Raw genomic sequence first — 25,513 nt, 5'->3', positions numbered from 1 at the left:
TCCCTGCATTATTAAATAATAAATACCTCAGGAATATACATGATTGAATTAGAAGATGCGGTAATGGAAATTATCGTTAATGCGGGACAGTCACGCTCATTATGTTTTGAAGCGTTGCATGCGGCCCGAACCGGAAATATCGACGAAGCGCGCTTACTCTTAAATGAGGCCGACGGCTACGCCCGCCGGGCGCATCAGATGCAGACCCAGCTCATCGGGCAGGATGCCGGTGAAGCGCGTCAGCCTATGACGCTGATTATGGTACATGCCCAGGATCATCTGATGAATTCGCTGCTGGCCCGTGAGTTCTCAGAAGAATTAATCCATCTGTACCAGCGTTAATTAATATGGAATAACGTCAGCGAGAATATTATTCTCCGGCGTCGCTGTACCCTAAAAAACAAATCAGCTTATTTTGGTTATTTATTTTAGCCAGAATGGGATGGTTATTATCTGAAATATATTAATTATTAAAGCGAGATAACCATGAATACTGTGAAAAAACTGCCTTTAGCCATGGCGGTTGTCGCCGCGCTGTGCCCAATTTCTGTCATGGCGCAAGAATTTACGCAGGAACAGATCGACGCCATCGTTGCCAAAGCCGTTGATAAAGCGCTGGCCGACCGCCAGGCGAAAATCGACGCCGCGGCCAACAAAAAGGTCGACGTGATCACCAACCCGCAGACCACCGCCGCCTCGCCGGATATGGCCATTCCGTTCGGCCTCAAGTTCAGCGGCTATGCCCGCTATGGCGCCCACTTCCAGACCGGCGACCAGAAATATGTCGGCGTCGACGGCTCCTATAACGGCGCCTCGGCGATCGGCCGTCTCGGCAACGAAAGCAACGGCGGCGAATTCCAGATCAGCAAGGCCTTCAAAAGCGCGCAGGGGGCTATCTGGGATCTCAACGTGATGTTCGACCACTGGAGCGACGAAGTTAACCTGAAGAAGGCCTACGTCGGCGTCACCAACGTGCTGGAATCCAACCCCAACGCCTATATCTGGGCCGGCCGCGACTTCCACCAGCGTCCGCAACAGGGGATCAACGACTACTTCTGGATGAACCACGACGGCCAGGGCGCCGGGGTGAAGAACTTTGATATCGGCGGCGTGCAGTTTGACGTGGCGACGGTGTCGCAGGTGAAATCCTGTAGTCCGGAAGTGATGGCAGACGAGACCAACCCGTCGCGTATCACCTGTACCGGCAGCTCCGACACCGGCGACAACGGCCACTACGCGCTGACCACCAAAACCCACAACATCAAGGCCGGGCCGATCGACGTCGAGGTGTACGCCAACTACGGCTTTGACTCGAAGGCGGTGGACAGCGACGCGCGCCTCGAAGCCTGGCAGGGCGGCCTGGTGCTGAGCCACACCAACGACAGCGGGGTGAACAAGGTGATCCTGCGCTACTCCGACAACTCGGATAACAGCGTCTACAACAAAACCGACGACCTGACCACGGTCTACGCCAGCTTCGAGGGCAGCCATAAGTTCACCCAGCAGGCGCAGATCGAATACCTGCTGGCCTTCCACGACTACGACAACGGCAAGGACAACACCGACAACCGCAAGAACTACGGTGCCATCGTGCGGCCGATGTATTTCTGGAACGACGTGCACTCCACCTGGCTGGAAGCGGGCTACCAGCGCGTGGATTACGACCAGGGCGGGGATAACCACGGCTGGAAGCTGACGCTGTCGCAGAACATCGCCATCGGCATGGGGCCGGAGTTCCGTCCGATGCTGCGCTTCTATGTGACCGGCGGCCAGGTGGACAACGAGCACACCGCGAAGGTTAACGGCACCCAGGACCAGCAGCTGGATTCGCTGAACGTCGGTGGGATGTTTGAGGCATGGTTCTGATGCGATAGCATTGCCGAAGGAGCGTTCCCGGCTGGCGCTACGCTTAGCCGGGCTACGACTGAGGAGGCCTGCGGGATACCACCCGTAGGCCCGGCAAGCGCAGCGCCGCCGGGCGGTCAGGCGCCGTACCCGCGGTAGTGCCGGCTGGCAAAAGGCGAACGGCCGTAAGCGGGTTAATTCACCTTCACTTTGGTCGCCACCAGCAGGCCGGTAAACAGCATTAATATTCCTGACAACACCAGCGGCGACAGCAGGCCTAAGTGGTCGAGCGCCACGCCGCCGACCGCGGCGCCGCAGGTGTTGGCCAGCTGGATCACCGCCACCTGAATCGACCCGGCTTTTTCCGCCTGATCGGAGAGTGAACGGGTGATCCACGTTGACCACCCCACCGGGATCAGCGCAAACGCGAAGCCCCAGATAATCGCCACCGTCGAGGCGACGATTTTGCTTTCTCCCCACAGCACCAGCGCCACCGCGCAGGCGGTCAGCACCAGCGGCGAGATCGCCAGCGCCGCTTTTACCGAACGCTTGAGAAGCACCGAGGAGAGCGAGGTGCCGATAAAGCTGGCGATACCAAAGCTCAACAGCACCAGCGTCAGGCCGTCGACGTCAAAACCGGCGAGGGTCATGTAAACCGGGCGAATATAGGTAAAGAAGGCGAACTGTCCGGCAAAGGCCATGAAAATGGCGCACATCCCGGCCATCACCCCCGGACGCTTCAGCAGACCAAACATATTTTGCTGCTGAGAAGCCGATTCACCGGGCAGCGACGGCAGCGCTTTCAGCACCCAGAGCGTACACAGCACGCCCATCACCGCCGCGCCGTTAAAGACGTTGCGCCAGCCGATAAGCCCGCCAAGGAAACTGCCCAATGGGGCGGCGATCACCAGCGCGATTGATACCGCGCCGAAGATAATCGACAGCGCTTTCGGCACCACGCGCATCGGCACCAGCCGCATGGTCAGCGAGGCCGACATCGCCCAGAAACCGCCGAGCGCCAGGCCCAGACAGGCTCGTCCCAGCAGCAGCAGGGTGAGGCTATCGGCAAACGATACCAGCAGGCAGGAAAGGGTCAGCAGCAGCGAAAACAGGATCACCACGTAGCGGCGATCGGTTTTGCCAATGATGGAGGTGATAAACAGGCTGGAGAACATCGCTACGAATGCCGTCGTCGTCACCGACTGCCCGGCCATCCCTTCGGAGATGCCTAAATCCAGCGCCATCGGCGTCAGCAGACTGACCGGTAGAAATTCGACGGTAATCAGGCAGGCAACGCAGAAAGCAACCGCGAAAACCGCCGACCAGTTTGGTCGCGCCAGCTCGCGTGCATGGGGTTTGGCTTCATTTGAATGACTCATGAGTGACCTGCGAAGAAAGTGGCTGAAAGCCGCGCAGTGTAACATTTTGTTTGTGACGAATTTAACGTTTTCGCAACTCTTCTCGCTTTTCATAAGAGGATGCGTAGCTGTTCGCATGTTTAAAAAAACGATGCTTGCTATCGCTTTTACAAATCTCAGGAGAATTTAATATAGCACCATGTGCTATACTTTTAACGACAGGATGTCAGCAATGCGTATCTTTAAAACCAAATGGTTTGCCAGAGAGGCTAGCTCTCATGGCATTTCCGACAACGAGCTCTATCAGGCAATTCAATCTGCGCTTCAGGGCAAGGTGTTTGATTTAGGAGGGGGGTTTATAAAAAGCGACTCAACAAGAATCGCGATCGCGCAATCATCCTTACCAAAAGCGCAGGGTATTGGTTTTATACCTTTCTATATGCCAAACAGGATATGGCCAATATCAACCATCGCGAATTAATGGGGTTTCGTGAGTTAGCAAAACACTATGCCAATCTCTCTGAAGAGAAAACGACGGCCTTAGTTAAAAGTAAAGAACTGGTGGAGATTTGCGATGACAGCAAAAAATAAATACAAAAGCCCGGCTTTCGAAGCGATCCATAGCGCTGCGTCGGGGCTATTCAGCGTTGGCGCAATCCCACAGGAAACAATGCGCCATTTTGATGAATCATGTCTCGGTAGCGTAGCCGCACTTCAACCCATTGAAATTAAAGCGCTACGTGAACAACTCAATGTTAGCCAACCCGTGTTCGCTCGTTATCTGAATACCAGTGTGTCTACCGTGCAAAAATGGGAGACTGGCGCTAAACGACCGAGCGGAATGTCATTAAAATTGCTTAGCGTCGTACAAAAACACGGCCTGAAAATCCTACTGTAGTTATTCTGCCGGATGGCGCTTACGCTTATCCGGCCTACAAGGGACGAGTGCGTAAACCGTAGGCCGGATAAGGCGCAGCCGCCATCCGGCACTCGGATTTACTCGCCGCGAGCCGATTTTACCAGCCCGCAGATCCACTCCTGGTGACCGTTAATCATCGGATTGGGCAAGGTACGCGCCAACTCCTGCGCCGGAACGCCTTTTTGCGACTCCTGGGTGAGGATACGTACGCGCCCGCCGGGCAAATCTTCAAATAGCCACGCGTGGATCACATCAAGACGCGTCGTTGCATCCCCTTCCGCCCAGCCGTGCCAGGCTACGCGCGCCGCCTGCCCGGCAGCGGGAGGTACATACTCTGTAATCTGCGCCTCAATCGGGAAGCCGAAGGTGCTGAAGCGGAAACGGGCGTTGGCGCTGAGGGTCGGGCCGCTGCCGTCATGGAAATGGATATCGGCAACGTTGCCGTAATAGCCCGGCCACAGCGTGGTGTCATCGAGCTGCGCCCATATCTGAGCTGCCGTCAGGCCGCTGACGATAATTTCATTAGAGGCAAAATTGTCGGTCGTGCCTGGCAGATACTCTTCCGGCCAGACGATGGCGCTTTGCAGCAGGGGCTGTTTCATGATTAACCTCGTGAACGATTGTTTTAACGAGGTTAATCATGCGTCGGTGAGTGATATAAATCGAATCACCATCCTTGATAATACACATAAGCAATTATGATATCAGTGCAGCCAGTGCACGCCGTCTTCCGGCAGAAACAGCGCGTTATAACGCTGCTGTAGGTTATGCAAATCGCTTGCATCCGGATCCAGCTCGCGCAGAAACCCTTGCGCAAGACGAATTTGCGCGTCGGTAATCGGCGCCGCTAAACGCGCTTTTTGCATCAGGCGATACCAGTAATGCAGGTTTTTTTCGCTGGCATCGACGATAGCGGTCTGCCAGATCAGCAGTACCTGTGCGGCGTTCTGCAGATGCGCTTCATTCGGCCGCTCCAGGTAGCGCAAATACTCATTACCGGCGGTTTTTCCCAACTGATCGATCATCGATTCCAGCGGAACAGGCGTTATGCCAAGGCGTTCGCTCAGGCGACGAATCGCGCGGCGTGAATCAGAGGTAAGCACCCGAAATCCCACAACAAATACCACTACCAGGGTGGCCAGTCCTATCCAGATCATGCATCCTCTCATCCAATCGCAGCCTCACTATCATAATGGGAATTTGCCTGCTGTCGACTACCGGGCATACCATAATGTGACTTATCGCGTTTGCGGATAGCTATCATGAAATCTGATATCAGAAACCTCGATCTCAACCTGCTGAAAGCCCTGGATGCGCTGCTCGATGAGCGCAGCGTCACCCGGGCGGCAGCGCGGCTGGCGCTCACCCAGCCGGCGGTCAGCGGCATGCTCACCCGCCTGCGCGACGCCTTTAATGACCCGCTGTTTATCCGCGCCCCGCACGGTATGGTGCCGACGCTGCGCGCTCAGGCGCTGGCGGCTCCGGTAAAGCAGCTGCTGATCGATGCTGAAACCCTGCTGCAACCCGCCATCTTCGAGCCGCTGGAAGCCAATTTTACCTGGACCATCGCCGCGACGGATTATGCGTTGAAAGCAGTGATCGTGCCATTTATCGCCGCGCTGAAGCCACTGGCGCCGGGTATCCGCGTGCGCATCATTCCCGAATCACCGGCCACGCTGCTGGCACAGTCCGAACGTGGTGAAGTGGATATTGCGCTATTGACGCCCCACGATACGCCGCCGGCGCTGCACAGCCGGGCGCTGTATCAGGAAGACTATGTCTGTCTGATGCGCGAAGACCATCCGCAGGCCAGCCAGCCGCTGACGCTCGACCGCTTCTGTGCGCTGGAACATGTGCTGGTTTCATGGCAGGGCGATAGCTTTCGCGGCGTGACCGACGACGCGCTGGCGGCGCTTGGTCGAACCCGGCGGGTGGGATTGTCGGTGAGCAGTTTCCTGGTGTTGCCGGAAATACTGGCGGTGAGCGACATGATCGCCGTGGTACCGCGCCGACTGGCGAAAAGAGCCAGCGGCATGAAAATAGCCCCACCGCCGCTGACGATCCCGGGTTTCACCAAAAGCATGGCCTGGCACGAGCGTAACCATCATGACCCGGCGCAGCAGTGGCTGCGGGAGCTACTCCTGCAATCCAGCCAGCAAGAACAATAAAAAAGCCCGGCGCAATGGCCGGGCAAGGTTACCAAATACCTGGTAAATCAGGCAGTCTGCAAAATACGGTTCTTTTTCTCGCGGCGAATTTTACGCTCTTCAAAGATAGCCACGATGGCCATCAGGCAGATACAGCCGATGGCGGCGGCGTCCAGCGCCGCAAAGGTGCCGGCCCAGCCGGTCAGGCCGAAGACCGGCGTGCCGTCGGCGATCATCCCGAGACCCAGCTTGGCGAAGCTATCGCCAATCAGATAGGCGAAAGTGCCCTTGATCCCATCGGCGGCGCCGATCGCTTTTTTCGGCACAAAGCCGACGGCGGCGACGCCGATCAACAACTGCGGACCAAACACCAGGAAGCCCAGCGCAAACAGCGAGGCCAGATAGACGTACTGGTTGCTGGCGTGTTGGTAAACCCCGAGGGTGGCGATAATCAGCGCCAGCGCGATGCAAGCCACCAGCGCGCGGCGGCCGTTGGCCAGATCCGACAACCAGCCCCACAGCAGCGTGCCGACCAGCGCGCCGACCTCAAACAGGGTAAAGCCCTGAATCGCCACCTCTTTAGACAGCTTCAGCTCCTGGAAGGCATACACGGTGGACCACTGATCGATACCGATACGCACCACGTAGAGGAAGATGTTGGAGAAGCACAGCAGCCAGATCACTTTGTTTTTCAGCACGTATTCAACAAAGATCTGCCACTTGGTCATCGCATTTTCTTCGGTCTCTTTGTCCTCTTCGCTGATCGCTTCGCCAAACAGCTCTTCCGCCGTGCCGAGGCCATAGGATTCCGGCGAGTCGCTACCGTAGCGCAGGCCAATAAAGCCGACGATCAGCGCAATAATCGACGGGAAGATAAACATGCCGATCACATGGCCGTCGAACAGATAGTTGGCGCCAAACAGCGCCACGCCCGCCGCGCCCGCGCCGCCGAGGTTGTGGGAGATATTCCAGAAGCCGAGGAAGGTGCCGCGTTTGCGTCTGGGCGTCCACTTGGTGATGGTGGAATAGCTGCACGAGCCGCCGGTGCTCTGGAAGAAGCCGCTCAGCGCATAGAAGGCGATCATCAGGAACAAGCTGGTGGAGCCCGCGCCCATGCTGGCGCTAAAGCCCAGCATACAGATGGCGGAGAGGATCAGCATAAACGGCAGGAACTGCTTGGTGTTTTTACCGTCGGCATAATAAGACACGAGCGTCTTGCCCACGCCGTAGGTGATGGAGAAGCCCAGGCCAATCATCCCCAGCTGCGTCATGCTCAACCCATAGGTGGAGATCATGTCATTCTGCGCGATGTTAAAGTTCTTGCGGATCAGGTACATGGTCAGGTAGCCAATGAAGACCACCAGATAGGACTGCATGAAAGGTTTGAACCACATTTTGCGCCGCACATCGAGCGGCAGATCCAGGGTCGGCTTGCGCACCTGATTCAGAAAGGCCAGCATGGGTATCTCCTGAGCTGATTTTTTATGCCTGCGTCATAACCAGGCATTGTAAAAACCAGCGCGCCGTCTGGCCTGAGACGGCGTCCAGGTGAAACCGGGAAAATTTCTTAGTTTTGCTCCGTTCGCGGCCAAAGGGTGAGCTACATCACGCTTCGCTGGCGGTACGCGGCGCCTGCGCGTTTAAAAACGGCAGCAGCAGCAGCGCGGAAATGCCGGCGGCAATCGCAATCACCGCGAAGAATCCGGTCCAGTGCCAGATATCCATCACCTGCGCCAGCGGCCAGCCGGAAAGCGAGGCGCCAAGATAAGCGAACAGGCCGACAAACCCGGTTGCCGCCCCGGCGGCTTCTTTATGCGAACATTCCGCCGCCGCCATGCCGATCAGCATTTGCGGGCCGAAGACGAAGAACCCGGTGGTGAAGAAGCAGGCCGCCTGCATGACATAGCTGGCGAAGGGCATCAGCCACAGGCCGCCAACCGACAGCAAAATTCCGGCGGCGAAGATCAGGTTCATCGGCCCACGGTTGCCGTTAAACAGCTTATCCGAGCCCCAGCCCGCCACCAGCGCGCCGATAAAACCGCCCAGCTCAAACATGGTCACCGCCGAGTTAGCGGTCACCAGATCGACGCCGAGCGTCTCCGACATATACAGATTACCCCAGTCGTTAATCGCCGCCCGCACCACGTACACCAGCACATAGCACAGCGACAGCAGCCAGATATAGGGATTGGCCAGCACGTAGCGGGTCAGGATCGCTTTGCGCGTCAGCCCGGCCCCCTCCTGCTGCTGGGCGATTTCCAGCGCATCGTGACGCCAGTCGCCCACGGCGGGTAACCCCACCGCCTGCGGGCGATCGCGCAGCCGCCAGCACAGATACAGCCCGGCGAGGATCGCCAGACAGCCGGCAATCGTCATCCCTGCACGCCAGCCGTAGTGCAGCGCCGCCGCCCCCACCACCATCGGGATCAGCGCGCCGCCGACGTTATGCGCGGTATTCCATAGCGCCCACCAGCCGCCGCGTTCGGTCCGCGAATACCAGGCCGTCAGCAGCCGGGCGCAGACCGGAGAGCCCCAGCCCTGGAAGAAGGCATTCAACGCCCACAGCAGCGCAAAAGCCCACAGCGAGGTGGAAAAACCGAACAGAATATTCACCACCCCGGTAGCGATAAGCCCCAGGCCCATAAAATAGCGGGCGTCGGAGCGGTCGCTGACGATACCGGAGAAAAATTTCGACAGCCCGTACGTGATATAGAACAGCGTGGCCAGCAGGCCAATATCGCTACGAGTCAGCACATTGCTGGCAAGAATTTCAGGCACCGCGGCATTAAAGCTTTTGCGGGTGAAATAAAACAGCGCGTAGCCAAGCCAGATGGTGAGCAGAATATGTCGACGCCAGTAACGATAACGCTCGTCCAGCTCGCGTTTATCGCTAACTGGCGCGGCGTCCGGCGGCGCTTTTAAAAAGGCAAACATCGGCGCTCCTCTCAGGCGTAACGCAGCGGTAGATTGACGCACACGCGGGTACCGTGTGTGCAGGAGATAGTTAACGTACCGCCCAGCGCGGTCACACGTTCGCGCATGCCGGTCAGGCCGAACCCCTGCAGATTCGACCCCGGCGGCAGGCCGCAACCGTCATCTTCCAGCACCAGCATTAGTCGCTCATCCTGCTGCCAGCCCTGCAGGGTAACAGCGCTGGCGCTGGCGTGCTTGACGATATTATTCAGCCCCTCCTGGCAAACGCGAAACAGCGTCACACGCTGGTTCTCGCTCAGTCCCGCCTCGTTAATCCGCCAGTCGAGATGGCTGACAATGCCGCGGTCCTCCAGCTCCATCTCGCGCATCAACGAACGTACTGCCTGCTCCAGCGGCAGGTCGTCGAGCTGACGCGGACGCAGACGGCCTAGCAGTCTACGCACCGAGTCGTAAACTCCCAGCGACAGCTGTTCTATCAGCTGGCCGCTCTGGCGCACGCTGGCGTTATTCGGCGCCAGCCGTTGCACGATCCCCGCCTGGGTGCGAATTGCCGTGATAGTCTGGCCGATATCATCATGGAGCTCGCGGGCGACGTCTCGCCGCACGCTCTCTTCGGTCTCCAGCAGGCGTTCCGCCAGCCGACGATTACGCGCCAGCTCGCTTTGTAATGACTGGTTCAGCTCGCGTAGCCGCTGGATCCCCGCCCCCAACAGCAGCCCGGTGAGGCTCTGTGCCAGCAGGGAAAGCAATAAATCGACCGGGTGATCGTGCCAGGTCTGGCTGGCAATCAAGGCGATAGCGTTCATCAGGGTGGCGATCAGCGCGCCCTGCCAGCCGTAGTGCCAGGCGAGGGCGATAATCGGCAGCGCCAGACAAAACGGGGTAAAGCGGGAGAGCTCGGCGGGCAGGCCAAGCTGCAGCCACAGGCTAATGGTGAATAACAGCAGATACCAGATCAGATGCCGCCCGCGCCAGTTAACCGGCTGCGCCACCAGCGCCGGCCCCAGCGGCCGCCAGACGGTGCTGGTAAGATAGTGCCAGAAAACCAGGCAGGTCGGCGCCAGCGTCAGGCCGCCGGTCAGCGTCAACAGCAGGGCGTTAAGCCCCTCGTCCCCCTCCGCCAGCCACGGCAGCGATTGCAGCAGCGCGGCGGCCATTAACGCCCCGCCCTGACGCAACAGCGTCAGCCAGTCGCGCTGCTGCCGGTAGCGCGAGATCAACGCCACCGGCAGCAGAGTCAGCAGGCTTCCGGTCATCAAAATTATCGGGTGCGCCAGCGCCACCTCCTGCGCCAGCCAGAGGATAAGCAGCCACTCGGTTCCCAGCAGCACTGGCCAGTAGCCGCGGGGGCATTGCAGCATTAACCCCAGCCGCAGGCCAAAGGGAAACAGCAGCACCGCTAAATCCGCGCGTTCCACCAGATGCAGACTGATGCTCCACAGGCAGAACCAGGCGGCCGCGAAGATAAAGGCGCAGCCGATGACCGACAGCAATCGTGAGACGACGGCCTTCATTGCCAGCTATCGAACATGCGGCGCGCCAGCTCAACGTCGTTGCTGACGCCCAGCTTTTCCAGCAGGTTGGCGCGGTGTACGTGGACGGTTTTCGGCGACAGACCGAGCTCGGCGGCAATCTCTTTCACCGCCATGCCCTGCGCCAGCTTTTCCGCCACCTGACGCTCGCGTTTGGTGAGCGGATCCTGGCGCCCGGCGGCCAGCTTCATGGCGATATCCGGCGTGAGATAGCAACCGCCCGCCGCCACCGTGCGTACCGCGGCGATAAGTTCATCGGGGCTGCAGCGTTTCGACAGGAAGCCGCGCGCGCCGGCGTTCAACGCTTGCTCGATCAGCGCCGGGCTATCGTGTACCGACAGCATGATGGTCGCCATCCCCTTCGGCAGCTGGCTGAGCAGCTCCAGCCCGGAAATATCCGGCATGGAGATATCGCAGATACAGACCTGCACGCCGCGCCCCGGTAGCCCCGTCAGCGCCTCGCGGCCGCTACCAAATTCGGCGACAACCTGAAAATCAGCTTCCAGCCCCAGCAGCTGAGAAAAGCCGGAGCGGACAATCAAATGATCGTCAATAAGGGCGATGGTGGTCATGGTGTGTCCTGGTGCCTGAAAACGCCGGATGGCGGCGTAAACGCCTTATCCGGCCTACGGATTCACTGCCTGTAGGCCGGATAAGCGCAGCGTCATCCGGCAAAGGCGCTTACCTTAGCGATAAGCGCGTGGCTGTTCAAGCCTTGAGCGCTATTCGAAGAACACCGCAATTTTGTTAAACATGGTAGGATCGGACTGGTTACGCGCCACTTTGGTGACATCTTCCAGCTTTTCAATCTGGCTAATCATCTGCCCCAGTCGCTGGTCATCATTTACCAGGAGCCAGATGCGGCTGTGTTCGCTGCCCTGAATTGGCAGACAGAGAATGCCTTCGACGTTAAACGCGCGACGGGCAAAAAGCCCGCACACGTGGGTCATGACGCCGGGATGGTTGCGGACGGTGAGTTCCAGAATGACGTTATCACATTGTTTTTGCATGGCTTATTCCCCCACCATTTCAGTATTGGCCGCACCCGGCGGTACCATCGGATACACTTTCTGCTGTGCGTCGATGCGCACGTGGATCAGCGCCGGCCCCGGACGGTCGATGATCGCCTGCAGCGCCGCCTGCGGATCGACTTCATTATTTAAATCACAGGTTTGCAGGCCAAAACCGGCGGCAATCTGCATAAAGTTAATCATCCCCGGATAGGTGGCGGCAAAAACGCCCTGCTGATAGAACAGGCTCTGCTGCTGATGCACCAGCCCCAGCGCTTCGTTGTTCAGCAGGATAATTTTTACATCCAGCTGATTTTCGGCGGCGGTGGCCATCTCCTGAATATTCATCATCAGGCTGCCGTCGCCGGAGAAGCAGATAACCTTGCGCTGCGGATTCGCCAGCGCCGCACCGATGGCTGCCGGCAGGCCGAAGCCCATGGTGCCGAGGCCGCCGGAGGTCAGCCACTGGCGCGGACGATTGAGCGGGTAGGCCTGCGCCGTCCACATCTGGTGCTGGCCAACGTCGGTAGTGATGATCGCTTCATCATCCACGCAGGCGGCCACGGCGTTAATCAGGCCGTAATGGGAGAGCGGGTCGCTTTCCTGCGGGATGGCGCAGGGGAATTCGCGCTGCAAGTCGGCCACCAGCTGGCGCCATTCCTCGCGCGGCTGCGCCTCAATCTGCGGGTTCAGCTGGGCTAAGACTTCCGCCACATCGCCCTGAATCGCCACGTGCGGTTGCTTAATTTTGCCCAGTTCGGCGCGGTCGATATCGACGTGGATAATCTTCGCGTTCGGGCAGAACTGCTCGGTCTTGCCAATCGCCCGGTCATCAAAACGGGCGCCTAAAACAATCAGTAAATCCGCCTCCTGCAGAATGAAGTTGGTGCTGCGCGCGCCGTGCATCCCCAGCATCCCCAGCGACAGCGGGTGCGCCTTCGGCAGCATGCCCAGCGCCATTAAGGTCATGGTGGTCGGCAGGTTGGCTTTTTCCGCCAGCTCACGGATCGCCTGCGGCGCGTTAATCACCCCGCCGCCCAGATACAGTACCGGGCGTTTCGCCGCGTTGATCATTGCCGCCGCTTCACGCACGCTTTCAGGCGCGAATGCCGGTGCCGGGGCGCGCTCGCCAGGCTCAGGCAGCGCTTCCAGCTCAATGGTCGCCGACTGCACGTCCTTAGGAATGTCTATCCACACCGGCCCGGGACGTCCGGACTGGGCAATACGGAAGGCGTCGCTGATCACCTGCGGCAGCTCGGCAATGTCGCGCACCAGATAGTTATGTTTGGTGATGGGGATAGAGATGCCGTAGGTGTCCACTTCCTGGAAGGCGTCGGTACCGATCATCGAGGCCGGTACCTGGCCGGTGATGCAGACCAGCGGAATCGAATCCAGGCGGGCATCGGCGATCGCCGTCACCAGGTTCGTCGCCCCCGGGCCGCTGCAGGCCATACAGACCGCCGGCTTGCCTTCGGTACGCGCCATCCCCTGGGCGATAAAGCCCGCGCCCTGCTCATGGCGCGCCAGGATGTGGCGGATCTGCGTGCTCTGGCTTAAGGCATCGTAGATAGGCAGGATGGAGCCGCCCGGAATGCCGCTGACCATAGTGATACCCTGGCGCTCCAGTAAATGAACAACCAGCTGCGCGCCGGTAAAGCGCATTGTGTTTGATGTGGTGCCCGAACTTGCCATGCTCCAGTCCTTTTCTTCTGGGCCGACTTTACCGGGGGGCTCGCCAACAAAAAACCCCGCTCGGTTTGCGCCGGCGGGGTTTGGAATTCGTGTTGTTCCGGACCCTACGGCGCATTGCCGACGACGACCACCACAGACACGACGACCACCGCGGCTGGCGCGGTTTTTAGTAGGGTCGAAGCGATCAGGGTTGCGTTCATTAGGGACCTGTTATGTCGAAAAATAAGCTGAATTTATACAAACACAGGTTTTACGTTTTCACAATGGATTTATTTTCATCCACGAAAATTTGCGCGAAAGATCACAGTTCGGCGCAAAAGGACAGAAAACAAAAAACCCCGCCGGAGCGAGGTTTTTATCAGCATGGTTACAGGTGGTAGCCGCAAGCACACTGTATTACGTCAACGCCAAAAGTATACGCGATCGCTGCAGTTCGCGCAATTTAAGGTCGGTTTTTCTCTGTCATAGAGTATGGATGAGAGGGGCGGATTTGTCCAAAAAATACTGTTCATCCATACAGTATTTATCTATACTGGGTGTGTTCACTTTGTGCCATTCGGGGGCCGCAAGTTTGACCGGCGCAACGAAGTCCTGGCTGAAACGGGTGGTGCCGTCAGTGCCTTAACCCCGAGAGAGCACACTGTGTTACGTCAACAACGTGCAGTCACTGGCCCGCGCGGCAACGCGTGGCTCAGCGCTGCGCACCCCTGTCGTTGCAGGCGGCGGGCCGGGAAGCCGTTCATGGAAAGGACGAACTATCGGCCAGGGCAGACGCCGCCGGCGACAGGCAGGGATAAGCTGGCAACGGGCAGCGGAAAGGTACGTCAGCTTATTGTGCTCCTTAACCACAGGAGACGCGCGTATGGGCGGAATGGATATTATTATTTTGATCCTGAAACTCATGGTTGCTGTGTTGCAACTACTTGATGCAGTCCTGAAACAGTTCCGCTGATTCAGGTTCAAGTCGCACCTGAGGGGGGCGGGAAACCGCCCCCCTGCAGGCGCCCGCCGGGCGTCCCGGGATGACTTGATGGAGGATGCTATGCCACCCCTGTTAATTGCCGCCACGACGCCGGATGCCCCGGGGTTCGCGGCGCTACGAATTGAAAGCCTTGAACAGCATTTCAATATGCTGCGCCGCCTGGCGGAAAACTGGCAGAGCGGCAAAAACCGCTTTAACGCGCCGGGCGAAACGCTGCTGGGCGCCTTCGTCAACCACCAGCTGGTAGGGGTATGCGGCATCAATAGCGATCCCTTCAGTCCGCAGCCGCGGGCCGGGCGCATTCGCCACCTCTACATCAGCGAACGCTACCGTCGCCGGGGCATCGGCCAGCAGCTGCTGGTCTCGGTTATCACCCACTCCAGCGCCTGGTTCGACTTTCTCAACACCCATGCCCCGGCGCAGGCCTGGCCCTTTTATGAAAGGCTTGGTTTTCGCCCGGTGTACGATGAACCGCGGGTGACGCATCGCCTGTTTTGTTCGCTTTAACCCCCGCTGGCAGGCAGCGCGGGCGCGTGTTACATTCCGGTGACCTTCACTGTTGAACCTGTCTGCGATGACCCTCACCGTATTCTGCATTTTGCTGTTCGCCGCCCTGCTGCACGCCAGCTGGAACGCTATCGTCAAAGCCAGCGGCGATAAAATGTACGCGGCGATCGGCGTCAGCGGCTCGGCCGCGCTGATCGCCCTGGTGATGCTCCCCTTTGCCCCGCAGCCCGCGCTTGCCAGCGCCCCCTATCTGCTGGCGTCGTGCGCGTTACAGGTGGTGTATACGGTGCTGGTGGCGAAGACCTACCAGGTATCGGATATGAGCCAGACCTATCCGCTGATGCGCGGCACTGCGCCGCTGCTGGTGGCGGCGATAAGCGTGCTGTTCCTCGGCGATCGTCTGTCGCCGCTGGCCTGGCTGGGTATCGGCGTCATCTGCCTGGCGATTCTGGCGATGGCCTTTAACGGCCGCGCCAGCTCGCGCAAAGGCATCGTGCTGGCGCTGATCAACGCCTGCTTTATCGCCGGTTATACGCTGGTGGACGGCACCGGCGTCCGGCTGGCGGGCTCGGCGCTGGGCTACACCCTGTGGACCTTTTTTATGAACGGCTTCTGCCTGCTGTGCTGGGCGATGGTGGCGCGACGGCGTGAGGCCAGTCGTTATTTACGTCAGCACTGGAAAAAAGGCATCCTCGGCGGGATCGGCACCATGGGCTCCTACGGCCTGGCGCTATGGGCGATGACCCAGGCCCCGCTGGCGGTGGTCGCCGCGCTGCGTGAAACCTCCATTCTCTTCGGCGCGCTGATCGCCTTTATCGTCCTGAAAGAGCAACTGATGCCGCTGCGCATCGTGGCCGCCTGCGGGATTGCCGCCGGGGCGATCCTCCTGCGCCTGGCGTAGCCTGAGATGGCAACATTAGTTGCCGTTCCTGTTTACATAATCTGCCTGGAATTCCCTCAACAATCGGCACTTTGCAGTTGTTCTGTCATTTTAATATGGTAGATTCCTCCATCGTTTACGGGATGTGGTAGTCACATATTCTTCATTTCTCTTTACTCACAAAGTATTCATCGACATGAAACGGCATAAGAACTTCAATTTGTTGTTGATGCTGGTACTGCTGGTGGCCGTCGGCCAGATGGCGCAGACCATTTATATTCCGGCCATCGCCGACATGGCGGTCGCGCTGAACGTCCGCGAAGGGGCGGTACAAAGCGTGATGGCGGCCTATCTGCTGACCTACGGTATTTCACAGCTGTTCTACGGCCCGCTCTCTGACCGCGTCGGTCGCCGCCCGGTGATCCTCGTCGGGATGTCGATTTTTATGCTGGCGACGCTGGTAGCTATTACCACCCATAGCCTGCCGGTGCTGATCGCCGCCAGCGCCATGCAGGGGATGGGCACCGGGGTCGGCGGCGTGATGGCGCGTACCCTGCCCCGCGACCTGTACGAAGGCGCTCAGCTGCGTCATGCCAATAGCCTGCTAAATATGGGTATTCTGGTCAGCCCGCTGATTGCCCCGCTGCTCGGCGGCATCCTCGACACCCTGTGGAGCTGGCGCGCCTGCTACGCTTTCCTGCTGGTCCTGTGCGCCGGGGTGACCTTCAGCATGGCGAAGTGGATGCCGGAAACGCGCCCGGAAGGGGCGCCGCGCACCAAACTTCTGGCCAGCTACAAAACGCTGTTCGGCACCGGCGCCTTTAACTGCTATCTGCTGATGCTGATCGGCGGCCTGGCGGGGATTGCGGTATTCGAAGCCTGCTCCGGGGTGCTGATGGGCGCGGTGCTCGGCCTGAGCAGCATGGCGGTGAGTATTCTGTTTATTCTGCCGATCCCGGCGGCGTTCTTCGGGGCGTGGTTTGCCGGCCGCCCCAACAAGCGTTTCCCGACCCTGATGTGGCAGTCGGTGATCTGCTGCCTGCTGGCGGGTCTGATGATGTGGATCCCAGGGCTGCTGGGCATCATGACCGTCTGGACCCTGCTGGTGCCTGCGGCGCTGTTCTTCTTCGGCGCCGGGATGTTGTTCCCGCTGGCCACCAGCGGCGCGATGGAGCCGTTCCCGTTCCTCGCCGGAACCGCCGGGGCGCTGGTGGGCGGCTTGCAGAATATCGGCTCCGGCGTGCTGGCCTGGCTGTCGGCGATGATGCCGCAAACCGGTCAGGGCAGCCTCGGCCTGCTGATGATGCTGATGGGCCTGTTGATTCTGCTGTGCTGGCTGCCGCTGGCCTCGCGCTTTACCCACCATCAGCAGCCGGTATAAGCGCGGCGGCCGTTCCCCGGATGGCGGCTGACGCCTTATCCGGGCTACCGGACTGGCCTCGCGCTTCACCCACCATCAGCAGCCGGTATAAGCACGGCGGTCGTTCCCCGGATGGCGGCTGACGCCTTATCCGGGCTACCGGACTGTAGGCCCGCGCAAGCGCAGCGCCGCCGGGCGATTATCAGGCACCGAGCCGTTGCTCACCTCTTTTCAGGTCAGGCTATGCAGCCACTCGATAAAGGCGTCGATTTTCGGCCACTGACGGCCCGGCAGGGTCGTCACGTAATAATGCTGATGGCATTTCAGCGTCATATCGCCGAACGGGGCGATCAACTCCCCACTCTCCAGCCGCTTCTGCACCAGCCGTTTACGCCCCATCGCTACCCCGACATGATTCATCGCCGCAATCACCGCTAAATCAGAACGATCGAAGCCAATGCCCGACGATTGCGGCAGTTCAATCCCAAATTGTTGTGCCCAACTGAACCATTCATCGGTGCCGGAATCATTGCTCCATGCCTGGCGATCGTGAAGCAGCGTACAGTGGCGCAGACTGGCAGGATTTGACGTTAACTGCAGCTGGCGGGCGTAATACGGCGTACATACCGGCACGATCGCCTCATCCATCAGAAAATGGTGGCTTAGCTGCGACGACGGCGCGTCATCAAAATAGATTGCCAGATCGATACCCGCCCGCTGCAGGTTGACGTTATCGTTGCCGGTCAGCACGGTCAGCGAGATGGCCGGGTAGCGGCGACTGAAATCCCCCAGCGCCGGCACCAGCCAGCACTGGGCGATAGAGGGCCGCGAGTAGACCGTCAGACTGCCGGAGAGCTCCTGGTTTTTGATGTCCAGAATCTCCTGATTGAGACCATCCAGCGACGCCTTCAGCGCCCAGTAAACGCGCTTCCCTTCACGCGTCAGCTCCACTTTGCGGTGCGAGCGGACAAAGAGCTGGATCCCCAGCTCCTCTTCCAGCTGATTAATCCGGTGACTGACGGCGCTTGGGGTGAGCGCCAGCTCGTCGGCGGCAAGGGCGAACGACTCGTGCCGCGCCGCCACCTCAAACGTCGACAGCCTGGAGAGCTGCCAGCCGTTCAGCAACCGGGTACCTAAGGTTTTTAGCACATCCATTCTGCGCTCCTGGCGATAAAAGGGAGTCTGGATGATAAAAAAATAACGCCGGAACTTCCGCTAAAGGATGAGTTAATTTGACCCATAGCATATTTAGAGGTCACTTTTAGAGCTAAATCACCTTTTTGATTCAATTTGGCTCATCTGAAAGGTCATTTATATCGTTTGTCAGCCCATGCCGAGTTTCTGTTCAATAACCACACGTTACTTACGGCGAGGTGGGGTATGGAATCGCAAATTTGGGTTGTGAGCACATTGCTGATTAGCATCGTGTTAATTGTATTAACCATCGTCAAACTGAAGTTTCATCCGTTTCTGGCGCTGCTGCTGGCGAGCTTTTTCGTCGGGGCGATGATGGGAATGGGCCCGCTGGAGATGGTCAACGCCATTGAGAGCGGGATCGGCGGTACGCTGGGCTTCCTGGCGGCGGTGATCGGTCTCGGCACCATTCTCGGCAAGATGATGGAGGTCTCCGGCGCGGCGGAGCGCATCGGCCTGACGCTCCAGCGCTGCCGCTGGCTGTCGGCGGACGTGATTATGGTGCTGGTCGGCCTGATCTGCGGCATTACCCTGTTTGTCGAAGTCGGGGTGGTGCTGCTGATCCCGCTGGCATTCTCCATCGCCAAAAAAACCAATACTTCGCTGCTGAAGCTGGCTATTCCGCTGTGTACCGCGCTGATGGCGGTGCACTGCGTGGTACCGCCGCATCCGGCCGCGCTGTTCGTGGCGAATAAACTGGGCGCCGATATCGGGACGGTTATCGTCTATGGCCTGCTGGTCGGTCTGATCGCCTCGCTGGTCGGCGGCCCGCTGTTCCTCAGGCTGCTCGGCAACCGCCTGCCGTTTAAATCGGTGCCAGCCGAGTTTTCCAACCTCGACGTTCGCGAAGAATCGACGCTGCCCTCGCTCGGCGCTACGCTATTTACCGTGTTGTTACCGATTGGGCTGATGCTGGTGAAAACCGTCGCTGAACTGAATATGGCGCAAGGCGGCACGCTGTATACAGTGCTGGAATTTATCGGCAACCCCATCACCGCGATGTTTATTGCCGTTTTTGTCGCCTATTACATTCTCGGCATTCGTCGGCAGATGGGGATGGGCGTCCTGCTGACTCATACTGAAAACGGCTTCGGATCGATCGCCAACATCCTGCTGATTATTGGCGCTGGCGGCGCGTTCAACGCGATTTTGAAATCCAGCGGCCTGGCCGATAGCCTGGCGGTGATCCTCTCGAATCTGCATATGCATCCGATTCTGCTGGCCTGGCTGGTGGCGCTTATCCTGCACGCCGCCGTCGGCTCCGCTACCGTGGCGATGATGGGCGCTACCGCCATCGTTGCGCCGATGCTGCCGCTTTATCCTGGCGTAAGCCCGGAGATCATCGCCATTGCCATCGGTTCCGGCGCCATTGGCTGCACGATCGTCACCGATTCCCTGTTCTGGCTGGTAAAACAGTACTGCGGCGCCAGCCTCAGCGAAACGTTCAAGTACTACACGACAGCGACATTTATCGCGTCACTACTTGCACTGGCCGCCACCTTCCTGCTTTCTTTCATTATCTGAGCGCAAAGAGACGTATGATGAAACACGCTGACCTGACCACCTTAACCGCGACCTTCCCGCTTGTGCAGGATCTGATCGCCCTGAAAGAAACCACCTGGTTTAACCCGGCCACCACCACCCTGGCGCAAGGGTTACCTTACGTCGGTCTGACCGCCGACGATGTGCAAGACGCCCATGCCCGCCTTCAGCGCTTCGCGCCCTATCTGGCGGAAGCTTTCCCGGAAACGGCCGCCAGCGGCGGGATTATCGAATCGGAAGTGGTTGCCATTCCGGCAATGAAACGCAGCCTTGAGCAAAAGTTCGGCCAGCCGATTAGCGGCGATCTGCTGCTGAAAAAAGACAGCCACCTGCCGATTTCGGGTTCCATTAAGGCGCGTGGCGGGATTTATGAAGTGCTGACCCATGCGGAAAAGCTGGCGCTGGAGGCCGGACTGCTCACCACCGCAGATGATTATCGCAAATTGCTGACACCGGAATTTAAACAGTTCTTCAGCCAGTACAGCATCGCTGTCGGCTCCACCGGCAACCTCGGGATGTCGATCGGCATCATGAGCGCGCGCATCGGCTTTAAGGTTACGGTACATATGTCGGCGGATGCCCGGGCGTGGAAAAAAGCCAAACTGCGCAGCCACGGCGTGACGGTCGTTGAGTACGAAGAGGACTACGGCGTCGCCGTCGAACAGGGGCGCAAGGCAGCGGAATCCGACCCGAACTGCTTTTTCATTGATGATGAAAACTCGCGCACGCTGTTCCTCGGCTATGCCGTAGCCGGCGAGCGCCTGAAGGCGCAGTTTGCCAAAGCAGGGCGCGTGGTCGATGCCGATCACCCGCTGTTCGTCTACCTGCCGTGCGGCGTTGGCGGCGGCCCCGGCGGCGTGGCATTCGGCCTGAAGCTGGCCTTCGGCGACCACGTTCACTGCCTGTTCGCCGAACCGACCCACTCGCCCTGCATGCTGCTCGGCGTCTATACCGGGCTCCACGACCAGATAGCGGTGCAGGATTTAGGCATTGATAACCTGACCGCCGCCGACGGTCTGGCGGTCGGCCGGGCGTCCGGGTTCGTTGGCCGGGCAATGGAGCGCCTGCTCGACGGGTTCTATACCCTTGATGATCAGACGATGTACGACATGCTGGGCTGGCTGGCGACAGCGGAAAACATTCGCCTTGAACCGTCCGCGCTGGCCGGAATGGCCGGGCCGCAGCGGGTCTGCGCCAGCCAGGCGTACCATCAGCTACAAGGTCTGAGTGAACAACAGCTGCAGCAGGCCACCCACCTGGTGTGGGCCACCGGCGGCGGCATGGTGCCGGAAGAGGAGATGGCGCAATATCTGGCGAAGGGGCGCTAATCTTCAGCGCAGCAGCGGCATCAGCGCCTCTGGCGGCCGCTGCTGTCGGCGCAGGTCCCGCATCACTCGCATATAGGGCCCGCTAAGATCGTAGAACTGCCGGTAACCCGCGCACAGCGGGTCTTCCTGTTCGCCGCAGCGGCACAGGCGCAACCACGGGCAGCCGTAGCAGGTACTGTTGGCCGCTGGCGCGCCTGGCTGGGTCAGCGTCTCGCCGCACCAGGCGCTCAGCGTCTCACTAAACAGCAAAATATGGATGCGCCCAATATCTTCCCGCACCCAGCGGTGAAAGACAGCACAGAGAAACTCCCCCCAGAGCGCGGCGTCGCCGGCCGCCAGCTGCGGAATAAAATGGATAGCGGTGAGCCCCTGTTGACGCAGTTGTGCATAGAACGCCTGCGGCTGATGGCAATGATGCGCCTCCACCACGACAGCCTGAAAGGGTGTGTCATGTTGCTGGCCGGGGGCATGAGTAAGAGGCAAATTCGCCGGACATCCTGTCATGACATATCCCTAATGAATAAAACGATCGGTTGAAGGTGAGTAACAGCAAACAGGAATGCCAGAGAAAGTACTGCGAGTGCGATCAAAAATTTGTCACGAACCGCCCGCGGCTGTAAAAAATCGCTATCGTCGACGTCCATCAGATGACGACGGCGGGTATAGCCCCAGAGGATCACCGCCACTATCGCCAACACGCCGATCGACAGCCAGAACGGCAGGCCGGCGCGGTGCCAGCTGTGTTTAATCGCCAGCGCCATCAGCGCGCCATAGCCCAACAGAGTGCGAAACCAGGCCAGCGAGGTGCGCTCTGGCTGTAGTCCCGGATCGCCTTCCCGCCGCGCCCGGCGTTTATCCGCCATACACCACCAGCAGCATCACCGCGGCCACCACCGCCAACAGCAGGATGCTAATCACCAGCAGCGTGCGGGTATAGGGAAGGTCCTGTTTCAGACGCATCGCTTTCTCGTTATTCAGCCAGCGCAGATAGCCATAGATGGCCATGCCGCCGGCAAAGAGACACAGCAGCAGGGCAAGAATTTCACGGATCAGCGGCGTGGCAAAGTCCGGCGCTAACTGGTCAAGGCCGACGCCGGCGGCGAGAAAACCGAGCGCCGTGCGGATCCACGCCAGAAAGGTGCGTTCGTTAGCCAGCGAAAAGCGGTAATCCGGCGCTTCGCCGAGGCGGGAGATTTTCATTACAGTTCCTTGTTCATCGCGCTGCAGGCTTCAGCATAGCGTAAATCAGGAACCGGGGAGAAGAACCGGCGCCCCGCGGGCGCCGGTCAAACAGCGGGGATTAATGCAGCTCAGGCCAGTAATCTTTGTTGGCCGCAATCAGGTCGTCGAGGATCGCTTTCGCCACCGAGGCGCTCGGTACGGTTTTCGACAGGGTAATCGCCTGCCACAGCTTGTGGTAAGAGCGCTGCTCCCAGGCATCGACCACCAGTTTTTCCACTGCTACCTGCTGGCTCATCATCCCTTTCTGGAAGTGCGGGATGTCGCCAACCGTCAGCGGTTCCGGTCCGTTGTGACCCACCAGACAAGGGATCTCCACCATCGCGTCAGCGTCAAAGTTATGGATCGCGCCGTTGTTTGGCACAATCAGCAGCATCCTTTCCTGCGTGTTAAAGGCGATGGCCGTCGCCAGATCGACGATATACGACGCATGCTCGTCAATCTCCAGATCGCCAGCGGTGGATTTCCCGGCGGCAATAATCGCCCGGCAGGCGCTGAAGACGTTTTTCTCCCGATGATCCATCACCTCATTGGCGCGAGTACGCTCCGGGTTGGAGTGAGCCACCACGTAGTCCGGGAACAGGTAATATTTCAGGTAGGTGTTCGGCATGGTCTGCGGATCCAGCGCCTGCACGTCTTTCGCTTTAGCAAAGGTATCGTTCCAGCTGGCCTCGGTGTGCGGATCGTTAGAGGGCGGCACATAGCCATATTTCGCCACATATTCACGCAGTTTCGGCATCAAATCGTTGCCGTCGAGGTCCTCAATCGATGTCCACCAGCCGAAGTGATTGAGGCCGTAGTAGCGCACGCGCATCTGTTTGCGATCTTTGAGGCCGACAATCTGTGCCATCCGCCCTTCAATGCCGATCGGCATATCGCAGATATTGAGGATTTTGGCGTTCGGCCGCAGACGTCGGGTGGCTTCCGCCACAATCGCCGCCGGGTTGGAGTAGTTAAGCATCCAGGCGTTCGGCGAATATTTTTCCATATAATCCACCAGCTCCAGCACGCCGCCGATAGAGCGCATACCGTAGGCGATCCCCCCCGGACCGCAGGTCTCCTGGCCCAGCACGCCGTGGCGCAGCGGGATTTTCTCATCCTGTTCACGCATCGGATATTTACCGACGCGGATATGTGCCATGACGAAATCAACATCGGTAAACGCCGCCTGCGGATCGGTGGTATAGCTGAATTCAATCTCCGGCGCCTGCTCTTTGAGGATCACTTTGCACGCCTCGGCGATGGTCTCCTGACGCGCGCCGTCGTTGTCGTAAAATTTCAGCGACCGCAGCGGAAAACGATCCTGGTTTGCCAGCAGCATCAGAACAATGCCCGGGGTGAAGGTGCTGCCGCCGCCTGCGATAACAACTGAGAATTTTTTCATGATACTGCCTCCGTCATGGTGGTATGTTCGGTCGAAAGAGAATCTTTCATCAGGTTTTCCAGCTGGTCGCGCACCTGGGGAACGTGCAGGCCGACGATGACCTGAATCCCGTTGCCGCGGCGTACTACCCCGTGGGCGCCCAGCGCTTTAAAGACGTCGTCACTTTGCGTTTTCGCCATATCGACCAGCGCGATGCGCAGTCGGGTGGCGCAGTTGTTGATGCTTTCAATGTTGTCGGCGCCGCCGAGGGCCTGCAGGAAGCCAGCGGCCTGACCCAGCCGGGTCTCTGGCGCGGCGGCAGCCGTGGTTTTACCTCGTGCCGCCTGGTAATCGGCCTTGCTGTAGAGCTTGATTTCGCTCTCTTCCCGGCCAGGCGTCTTCAGGTTCAGACGCAGGATCAGGGTGCGGAAGACCACGAAGTAGAGGGCGGTGAAACAGAGGCCGATGCCTATCTGAATGAACATCATCGAGGCGTGGTGATGGAACATCGGGATCCAGTTTTGCGGCAAGAATTGATCGAGCAGGCCGCCGCCGAAATTGCCCACCACGCCGCAGATGTACATCACCGTCGCCATGGTCGCCGCCAGCACCGCGTGAACGGCGAACAGCAGCGGCGAGATGAACAGGAAGGTGAACTCCAGCGGTTCGGTGATCCCGACCAGCATCGCGGTCAGGGTGGCGGGGATCAGCAGGCCGGCGACCTTGACGCGATTTTCCGGCGCGGCAGTGAAGTAGAGCGCCAGCGCAATCCCCACCGAACCAAACACTTTCGAGTTACCGTGCAGAGCAAAGCCGCCCTCCGGGAACAACGTCTTCAGCGGTTCCGTACTCTGACTGAACGCCTGCAGATGCTCCGCCCAGTAGACCTGCAGACCGCCCTCCACCACCGCCGGGCCAAAGATGAACGGGCCATAGACGAAGTGGTGCAGGCCGGTGGGGATCAGAATGCGCTCAAGGAAGATGTAGACCCACACCCCAAGCGCCCCGGCTGAGCGCAGGAAGGCCTGCAGCGATTCAATGCCCAGCTGAACCTTTGGCCAGCCGAGCAGGGTCAACCAGGCACAGGGGATCATCGCGAGGAAAGCGACAATGACCACAAACGATGATCCCTGAAAGATGCCGAGGAACACCGGCAGGGGTTTATCGAAATAGCGATTGTGCAGGGCCGTCACCAGACCGGAGATGACGATGGCGCCGATAATGCTGGTGTCGAGGGTTTTGATCCCGGCAATCATCGTCAGGCCGCTGCCTGCCGTGGGTTCAACGGAAAAGTCGACGCCGAAGAAGTGGCCCCAGGTCATCCCCATGGCGTTAATAAAGTAGTTCCAGGTGAGAAAACTCACCAGCACCGCCAGACAGGCCCGGCCCTGGGCCTGTTTCGCCAGGCCGATCGGCAGACCGACGGCGAAAATCAGCGGCATATTACGAAAGACGGTCCAGCCGCCCTCTTCAATGATGTGAACGATCTGGGCAAACAGGCTGTCGGGTGCGGTCAGCGCTTCGCCGACGAACATCGGGTTGCGCAGCATGATGGCGATACCGACCACGATTCCGGCAAAAGGAAACAACAAAACCGGAGTAAACATGGCGCCGCCAAAGCGTTGTATTTGACTGAGCATTTGAAAATCCTCATGTAACAACTCGTAGGGTGAGTGGCCTT

Annotated in this window: 28 protein-coding genes and 1 pseudogene; 12 read left to right on the top strand and 17 right to left on the bottom strand. The window is 59.1% G+C overall.

The window, feature by feature from the left end:
* The first annotated feature begins 39 nt into the window (after positions 1–39).
* Positions 40–342 (top strand): PTS lactose/cellobiose transporter subunit IIA, encoded by a 303-nt coding sequence (locus tag SP68_RS00190; RefSeq protein ID WP_002923158.1) that lies wholly within the window; start codon positions 40–42, stop codon positions 340–342.
* Between the two features lie 144 nt (positions 343–486).
* A complete protein-coding gene (locus SP68_RS00185) occupies positions 487–1,866 on the top strand; it encodes a carbohydrate porin (protein ID WP_012540271.1) in 1,380 nt (459 codons plus the stop codon).
* A 173-nt stretch (positions 1,867–2,039) separates the two neighbouring features.
* On the opposite strand, the gene nepI is transcribed toward SP68_RS00185, so the two are convergent.
* Positions 2,040–3,224, bottom strand: coding sequence for a purine ribonucleoside efflux pump NepI (nepI, locus tag SP68_RS00180; protein WP_040969877.1), 1,185 nt, complete (start codon positions 3,222–3,224; stop codon positions 2,040–2,042).
* A 211-nt stretch (positions 3,225–3,435) separates the two neighbouring features.
* Between nepI and SP68_RS00175 the strand changes: the two are divergent.
* Positions 3,436–3,794, top strand: a pseudogene (locus SP68_RS00175) (type II toxin-antitoxin system RelE/ParE family toxin).
* Positions 3,778–4,101 carry a helix-turn-helix domain-containing protein gene (locus SP68_RS25790; RefSeq protein ID WP_004173862.1) on the top strand — a complete coding sequence of 108 codons (324 nt, stop codon included), beginning with the start codon at positions 3,778–3,780 and terminating at the stop codon, positions 4,099–4,101. The pseudogene SP68_RS00175 and the gene SP68_RS25790 overlap by 17 nt, the downstream one beginning before the upstream one ends.
* 98 nt (positions 4,102–4,199) lie before the next feature.
* Here the strand turns inward: SP68_RS25790 and SP68_RS00170 are convergent, their stop codons facing one another.
* Both SP68_RS00170 and SP68_RS00165 read right to left on the bottom strand, forming a co-directional pair.
* Positions 4,200–4,724, bottom strand: a complete 525-nt coding sequence (locus tag SP68_RS00170) for an SRPBCC family protein (protein WP_040969881.1) — start codon at positions 4,722–4,724, stop codon at positions 4,200–4,202.
* Between the two features lie 102 nt (positions 4,725–4,826).
* Positions 4,827–5,279 carry a DUF1198 domain-containing protein gene (locus tag SP68_RS00165; protein WP_032691299.1) on the bottom strand — a complete coding sequence of 151 codons (453 nt, stop codon included), beginning with the start codon at positions 5,277–5,279 and terminating at the stop codon, positions 4,827–4,829.
* Positions 5,280–5,384: 105 nt separating this feature from the next.
* Between SP68_RS00165 and SP68_RS00160 the strand changes: the two genes are divergently transcribed.
* Entirely contained in the window at positions 5,385–6,290 is a 906-nt protein-coding gene (locus SP68_RS00160) for a LysR family transcriptional regulator (RefSeq protein WP_022064559.1), read from the top strand.
* Between the two features lie 47 nt (positions 6,291–6,337).
* Here SP68_RS00160 and uhpT read toward each other — a convergent pair whose 3' ends face one another.
* The 7 genes from uhpT to ivbL all read right to left on the bottom strand — a co-directional run bounded on the left by uhpT (position 6,338) and on the right by ivbL (position 13,637).
* Positions 6,338–7,729, bottom strand: coding sequence for a hexose-6-phosphate:phosphate antiporter (gene uhpT, locus SP68_RS00155; protein ID WP_004202242.1), 1,392 nt, complete (start codon positions 7,727–7,729; stop codon positions 6,338–6,340).
* Positions 7,730–7,874: 145 nt separating this feature from the next.
* Complete coding sequence (gene uhpC / locus SP68_RS00150; RefSeq protein WP_022064560.1) at positions 7,875–9,203, bottom strand: MFS transporter; 1,329 nt, start codon at positions 9,201–9,203, stop codon at positions 7,875–7,877.
* Positions 9,204–9,214: 11 nt separating this feature from the next.
* The gene (gene uhpB / locus SP68_RS00145; protein WP_162500022.1) at positions 9,215–10,696 is read right to left on the bottom strand and encodes a signal transduction histidine-protein kinase/phosphatase UhpB; all 1,482 of its coding nucleotides are present in this window, start codon (positions 10,694–10,696) and stop codon (positions 9,215–9,217) included.
* Positions 10,697–10,713: 17 nt separating this feature from the next.
* Entirely contained in the window at positions 10,714–11,307 is a 594-nt protein-coding gene (gene uhpA / locus SP68_RS00140; protein WP_040969886.1) for a transcriptional regulator UhpA, read from the bottom strand.
* 150 nt (positions 11,308–11,457) lie between these two features.
* Positions 11,458–11,745, bottom strand: a complete 288-nt coding sequence (gene ilvN / locus SP68_RS00135; protein ID WP_002923283.1) for an acetolactate synthase small subunit — start codon at positions 11,743–11,745, stop codon at positions 11,458–11,460.
* 3 nt (positions 11,746–11,748) lie between these two features.
* Positions 11,749–13,437, bottom strand: a complete 1,689-nt coding sequence (gene ilvB, locus SP68_RS00130) for an acetolactate synthase large subunit (RefSeq protein WP_004173858.1) — start codon at positions 13,435–13,437, stop codon at positions 11,749–11,751.
* A 104-nt stretch (positions 13,438–13,541) separates the two neighbouring features.
* Positions 13,542–13,637: an ilvB operon leader peptide IvbL gene (gene ivbL / locus SP68_RS25785; protein WP_002923286.1), complete on the bottom strand. Its 96-nt coding sequence runs from the start codon at positions 13,635–13,637 to the stop codon at positions 13,542–13,544.
* Positions 13,638–13,649: 12 nt separating this feature from the next.
* Between ivbL and SP68_RS28030 the strand changes: the two genes are divergently transcribed.
* From SP68_RS28030 to emrD, 5 genes are all read left to right on the top strand, one after another.
* Entirely contained in the window at positions 13,650–13,817 is a 168-nt protein-coding gene (locus SP68_RS28030) for a hypothetical protein (protein WP_004150272.1), read from the top strand.
* Positions 13,818–14,269: 452 nt separating this feature from the next.
* Positions 14,270–14,389: a type I toxin-antitoxin system toxin TisB gene (tisB, locus tag SP68_RS00125; RefSeq protein ID WP_004145059.1), complete on the top strand. Its 120-nt coding sequence runs from the start codon at positions 14,270–14,272 to the stop codon at positions 14,387–14,389.
* 90 nt (positions 14,390–14,479) lie between these two features.
* Complete coding sequence (locus SP68_RS00120; RefSeq protein ID WP_002923294.1) at positions 14,480–14,926, top strand: GNAT family N-acetyltransferase; 447 nt, start codon at positions 14,480–14,482, stop codon at positions 14,924–14,926.
* Between the two features lie 67 nt (positions 14,927–14,993).
* Positions 14,994–15,827, top strand: a complete 834-nt coding sequence (locus tag SP68_RS00115) for a DMT family transporter (protein ID WP_019705396.1) — start codon at positions 14,994–14,996, stop codon at positions 15,825–15,827.
* A gap of 175 nt (positions 15,828–16,002) precedes the next feature.
* Positions 16,003–17,187, top strand: coding sequence for a multidrug efflux MFS transporter EmrD (gene emrD, locus SP68_RS00110; RefSeq protein ID WP_004181587.1), 1,185 nt, complete (start codon positions 16,003–16,005; stop codon positions 17,185–17,187).
* A gap of 210 nt (positions 17,188–17,397) precedes the next feature.
* Here emrD and dsdC read toward each other — a convergent pair whose 3' ends face one another.
* On the bottom strand, positions 17,398–18,321 hold the full coding sequence (gene dsdC / locus SP68_RS00105; protein ID WP_004150274.1) for a DNA-binding transcriptional regulator DsdC: 924 nt from the start codon (positions 18,319–18,321) through the stop codon (positions 17,398–17,400).
* Positions 18,309–18,455, bottom strand: a complete 147-nt coding sequence (locus tag SP68_RS28025; RefSeq protein WP_032414305.1) for a hypothetical protein — start codon at positions 18,453–18,455, stop codon at positions 18,309–18,311. The genes dsdC and SP68_RS28025 overlap by 13 nt, the downstream gene beginning before the upstream one ends.
* 91 nt (positions 18,456–18,546) lie before the next feature.
* Here SP68_RS28025 and dsdX point away from each other — a divergent pair, with 91 nt between their 5' ends.
* Positions 18,547–19,884, top strand: coding sequence for a D-serine transporter DsdX (dsdX, locus tag SP68_RS00100; RefSeq protein ID WP_012967014.1), 1,338 nt, complete (start codon positions 18,547–18,549; stop codon positions 19,882–19,884).
* A 17-nt stretch (positions 19,885–19,901) separates the two neighbouring features.
* A complete protein-coding gene (gene dsdA / locus SP68_RS00095) occupies positions 19,902–21,230 on the top strand; it encodes a D-serine ammonia-lyase (protein ID WP_022064565.1) in 1,329 nt (442 codons plus the stop codon).
* A gap of 3 nt (positions 21,231–21,233) precedes the next feature.
* Here the strand turns inward: dsdA and SP68_RS00090 are convergent, their stop codons facing one another.
* The 5 genes from SP68_RS00090 to SP68_RS00070 all read right to left on the bottom strand — a co-directional run bounded on the left by SP68_RS00090 (position 21,234) and on the right by SP68_RS00070 (position 25,472).
* Positions 21,234–21,656, bottom strand: a complete 423-nt coding sequence (locus SP68_RS00090; RefSeq protein ID WP_032741475.1) for a radical SAM protein — start codon at positions 21,654–21,656, stop codon at positions 21,234–21,236.
* Positions 21,657–21,730: 74 nt separating this feature from the next.
* On the bottom strand, positions 21,731–22,093 hold the full coding sequence (locus tag SP68_RS00085) for a DUF202 domain-containing protein (protein WP_008806755.1): 363 nt from the start codon (positions 22,091–22,093) through the stop codon (positions 21,731–21,733).
* Positions 22,083–22,430: a YidH family protein gene (locus SP68_RS00080; protein ID WP_002923305.1), complete on the bottom strand. Its 348-nt coding sequence runs from the start codon at positions 22,428–22,430 to the stop codon at positions 22,083–22,085. Before SP68_RS00080 ends, SP68_RS00085 begins: the two co-directional genes overlap by 11 nt.
* 100 nt (positions 22,431–22,530) lie before the next feature.
* On the bottom strand, positions 22,531–23,853 hold the full coding sequence (locus SP68_RS00075; RefSeq protein ID WP_008806754.1) for a 6-phospho-alpha-glucosidase: 1,323 nt from the start codon (positions 23,851–23,853) through the stop codon (positions 22,531–22,533).
* Positions 23,850–25,472 carry an alpha-glucoside-specific PTS transporter subunit IIBC gene (locus SP68_RS00070; protein WP_008806753.1) on the bottom strand — a complete coding sequence of 541 codons (1,623 nt, stop codon included), beginning with the start codon at positions 25,470–25,472 and terminating at the stop codon, positions 23,850–23,852. The genes SP68_RS00075 and SP68_RS00070 overlap by 4 nt, the downstream gene beginning before the upstream one ends.
* Positions 25,473–25,513 lie beyond the last annotated feature (41 nt).

It is taken from the genome of Klebsiella variicola (assembly GCF_000828055.2).
Lineage (GTDB): Bacteria > Pseudomonadota > Gammaproteobacteria > Enterobacterales > Enterobacteriaceae > Klebsiella > Klebsiella variicola.
This window is presented reverse-complemented; position numbering and strand designations above follow the sequence as displayed.

Coding starts and splice junctions, on each gene's coding strand:
- SP68_RS00190 (WP_002923158.1), top strand. CDS start 40: ATGATTGAATTAGAAGATGCGGTAATGGAAATTATCGTTAATGCGGGA.
- SP68_RS00185 (WP_012540271.1), top strand. CDS start 487: ATGAATACTGTGAAAAAACTGCCTTTAGCCATGGCGGTTGTCGCCGCG.
- nepI (WP_040969877.1), bottom strand. CDS start 3,224: ATGAGTCATTCAAATGAAGCCAAACCCCATGCACGCGAGCTGGCGCGA.
- SP68_RS25790 (WP_004173862.1), top strand. CDS start 3,778: ATGACAGCAAAAAATAAATACAAAAGCCCGGCTTTCGAAGCGATCCAT.
- SP68_RS00170 (WP_040969881.1), bottom strand. CDS start 4,724: ATGAAACAGCCCCTGCTGCAAAGCGCCATCGTCTGGCCGGAAGAGTAT.
- SP68_RS00165 (WP_032691299.1), bottom strand. CDS start 5,279: ATGATCTGGATAGGACTGGCCACCCTGGTAGTGGTATTTGTTGTGGGA.
- SP68_RS00160 (WP_022064559.1), top strand. CDS start 5,385: ATGAAATCTGATATCAGAAACCTCGATCTCAACCTGCTGAAAGCCCTG.
- uhpT (WP_004202242.1), bottom strand. CDS start 7,729: ATGCTGGCCTTTCTGAATCAGGTGCGCAAGCCGACCCTGGATCTGCCG.
- uhpC (WP_022064560.1), bottom strand. CDS start 9,203: ATGTTTGCCTTTTTAAAAGCGCCGCCGGACGCCGCGCCAGTTAGCGAT.
- uhpA (WP_040969886.1), bottom strand. CDS start 11,307: ATGACCACCATCGCCCTTATTGACGATCATTTGATTGTCCGCTCCGGC.
- ilvN (WP_002923283.1), bottom strand. CDS start 11,745: ATGCAAAAACAATGTGATAACGTCATTCTGGAACTCACCGTCCGCAAC.
- ilvB (WP_004173858.1), bottom strand. CDS start 13,437: ATGGCAAGTTCGGGCACCACATCAAACACAATGCGCTTTACCGGCGCG.
- ivbL (WP_002923286.1), bottom strand. CDS start 13,637: ATGAACGCAACCCTGATCGCTTCGACCCTACTAAAAACCGCGCCAGCC.
- SP68_RS28030 (WP_004150272.1), top strand. CDS start 13,650: ATGTCGAAAAATAAGCTGAATTTATACAAACACAGGTTTTACGTTTTC.
- SP68_RS00120 (WP_002923294.1), top strand. CDS start 14,480: ATGCCACCCCTGTTAATTGCCGCCACGACGCCGGATGCCCCGGGGTTC.
- SP68_RS00115 (WP_019705396.1), top strand. CDS start 14,994: ATGACCCTCACCGTATTCTGCATTTTGCTGTTCGCCGCCCTGCTGCAC.
- emrD (WP_004181587.1), top strand. CDS start 16,003: ATGAAACGGCATAAGAACTTCAATTTGTTGTTGATGCTGGTACTGCTG.
- dsdC (WP_004150274.1), bottom strand. CDS start 18,321: ATGGATGTGCTAAAAACCTTAGGTACCCGGTTGCTGAACGGCTGGCAG.
- dsdX (WP_012967014.1), top strand. CDS start 18,547: ATGGAATCGCAAATTTGGGTTGTGAGCACATTGCTGATTAGCATCGTG.
- dsdA (WP_022064565.1), top strand. CDS start 19,902: ATGAAACACGCTGACCTGACCACCTTAACCGCGACCTTCCCGCTTGTG.
- SP68_RS00085 (WP_008806755.1), bottom strand. CDS start 22,093: ATGGCGGATAAACGCCGGGCGCGGCGGGAAGGCGATCCGGGACTACAG.
- SP68_RS00080 (WP_002923305.1), bottom strand. CDS start 22,430: ATGAAAATCTCCCGCCTCGGCGAAGCGCCGGATTACCGCTTTTCGCTG.
- SP68_RS00075 (WP_008806754.1), bottom strand. CDS start 23,853: ATGAAAAAATTCTCAGTTGTTATCGCAGGCGGCGGCAGCACCTTCACC.
- SP68_RS00070 (WP_008806753.1), bottom strand. CDS start 25,472: ATGCTCAGTCAAATACAACGCTTTGGCGGCGCCATGTTTACTCCGGTT.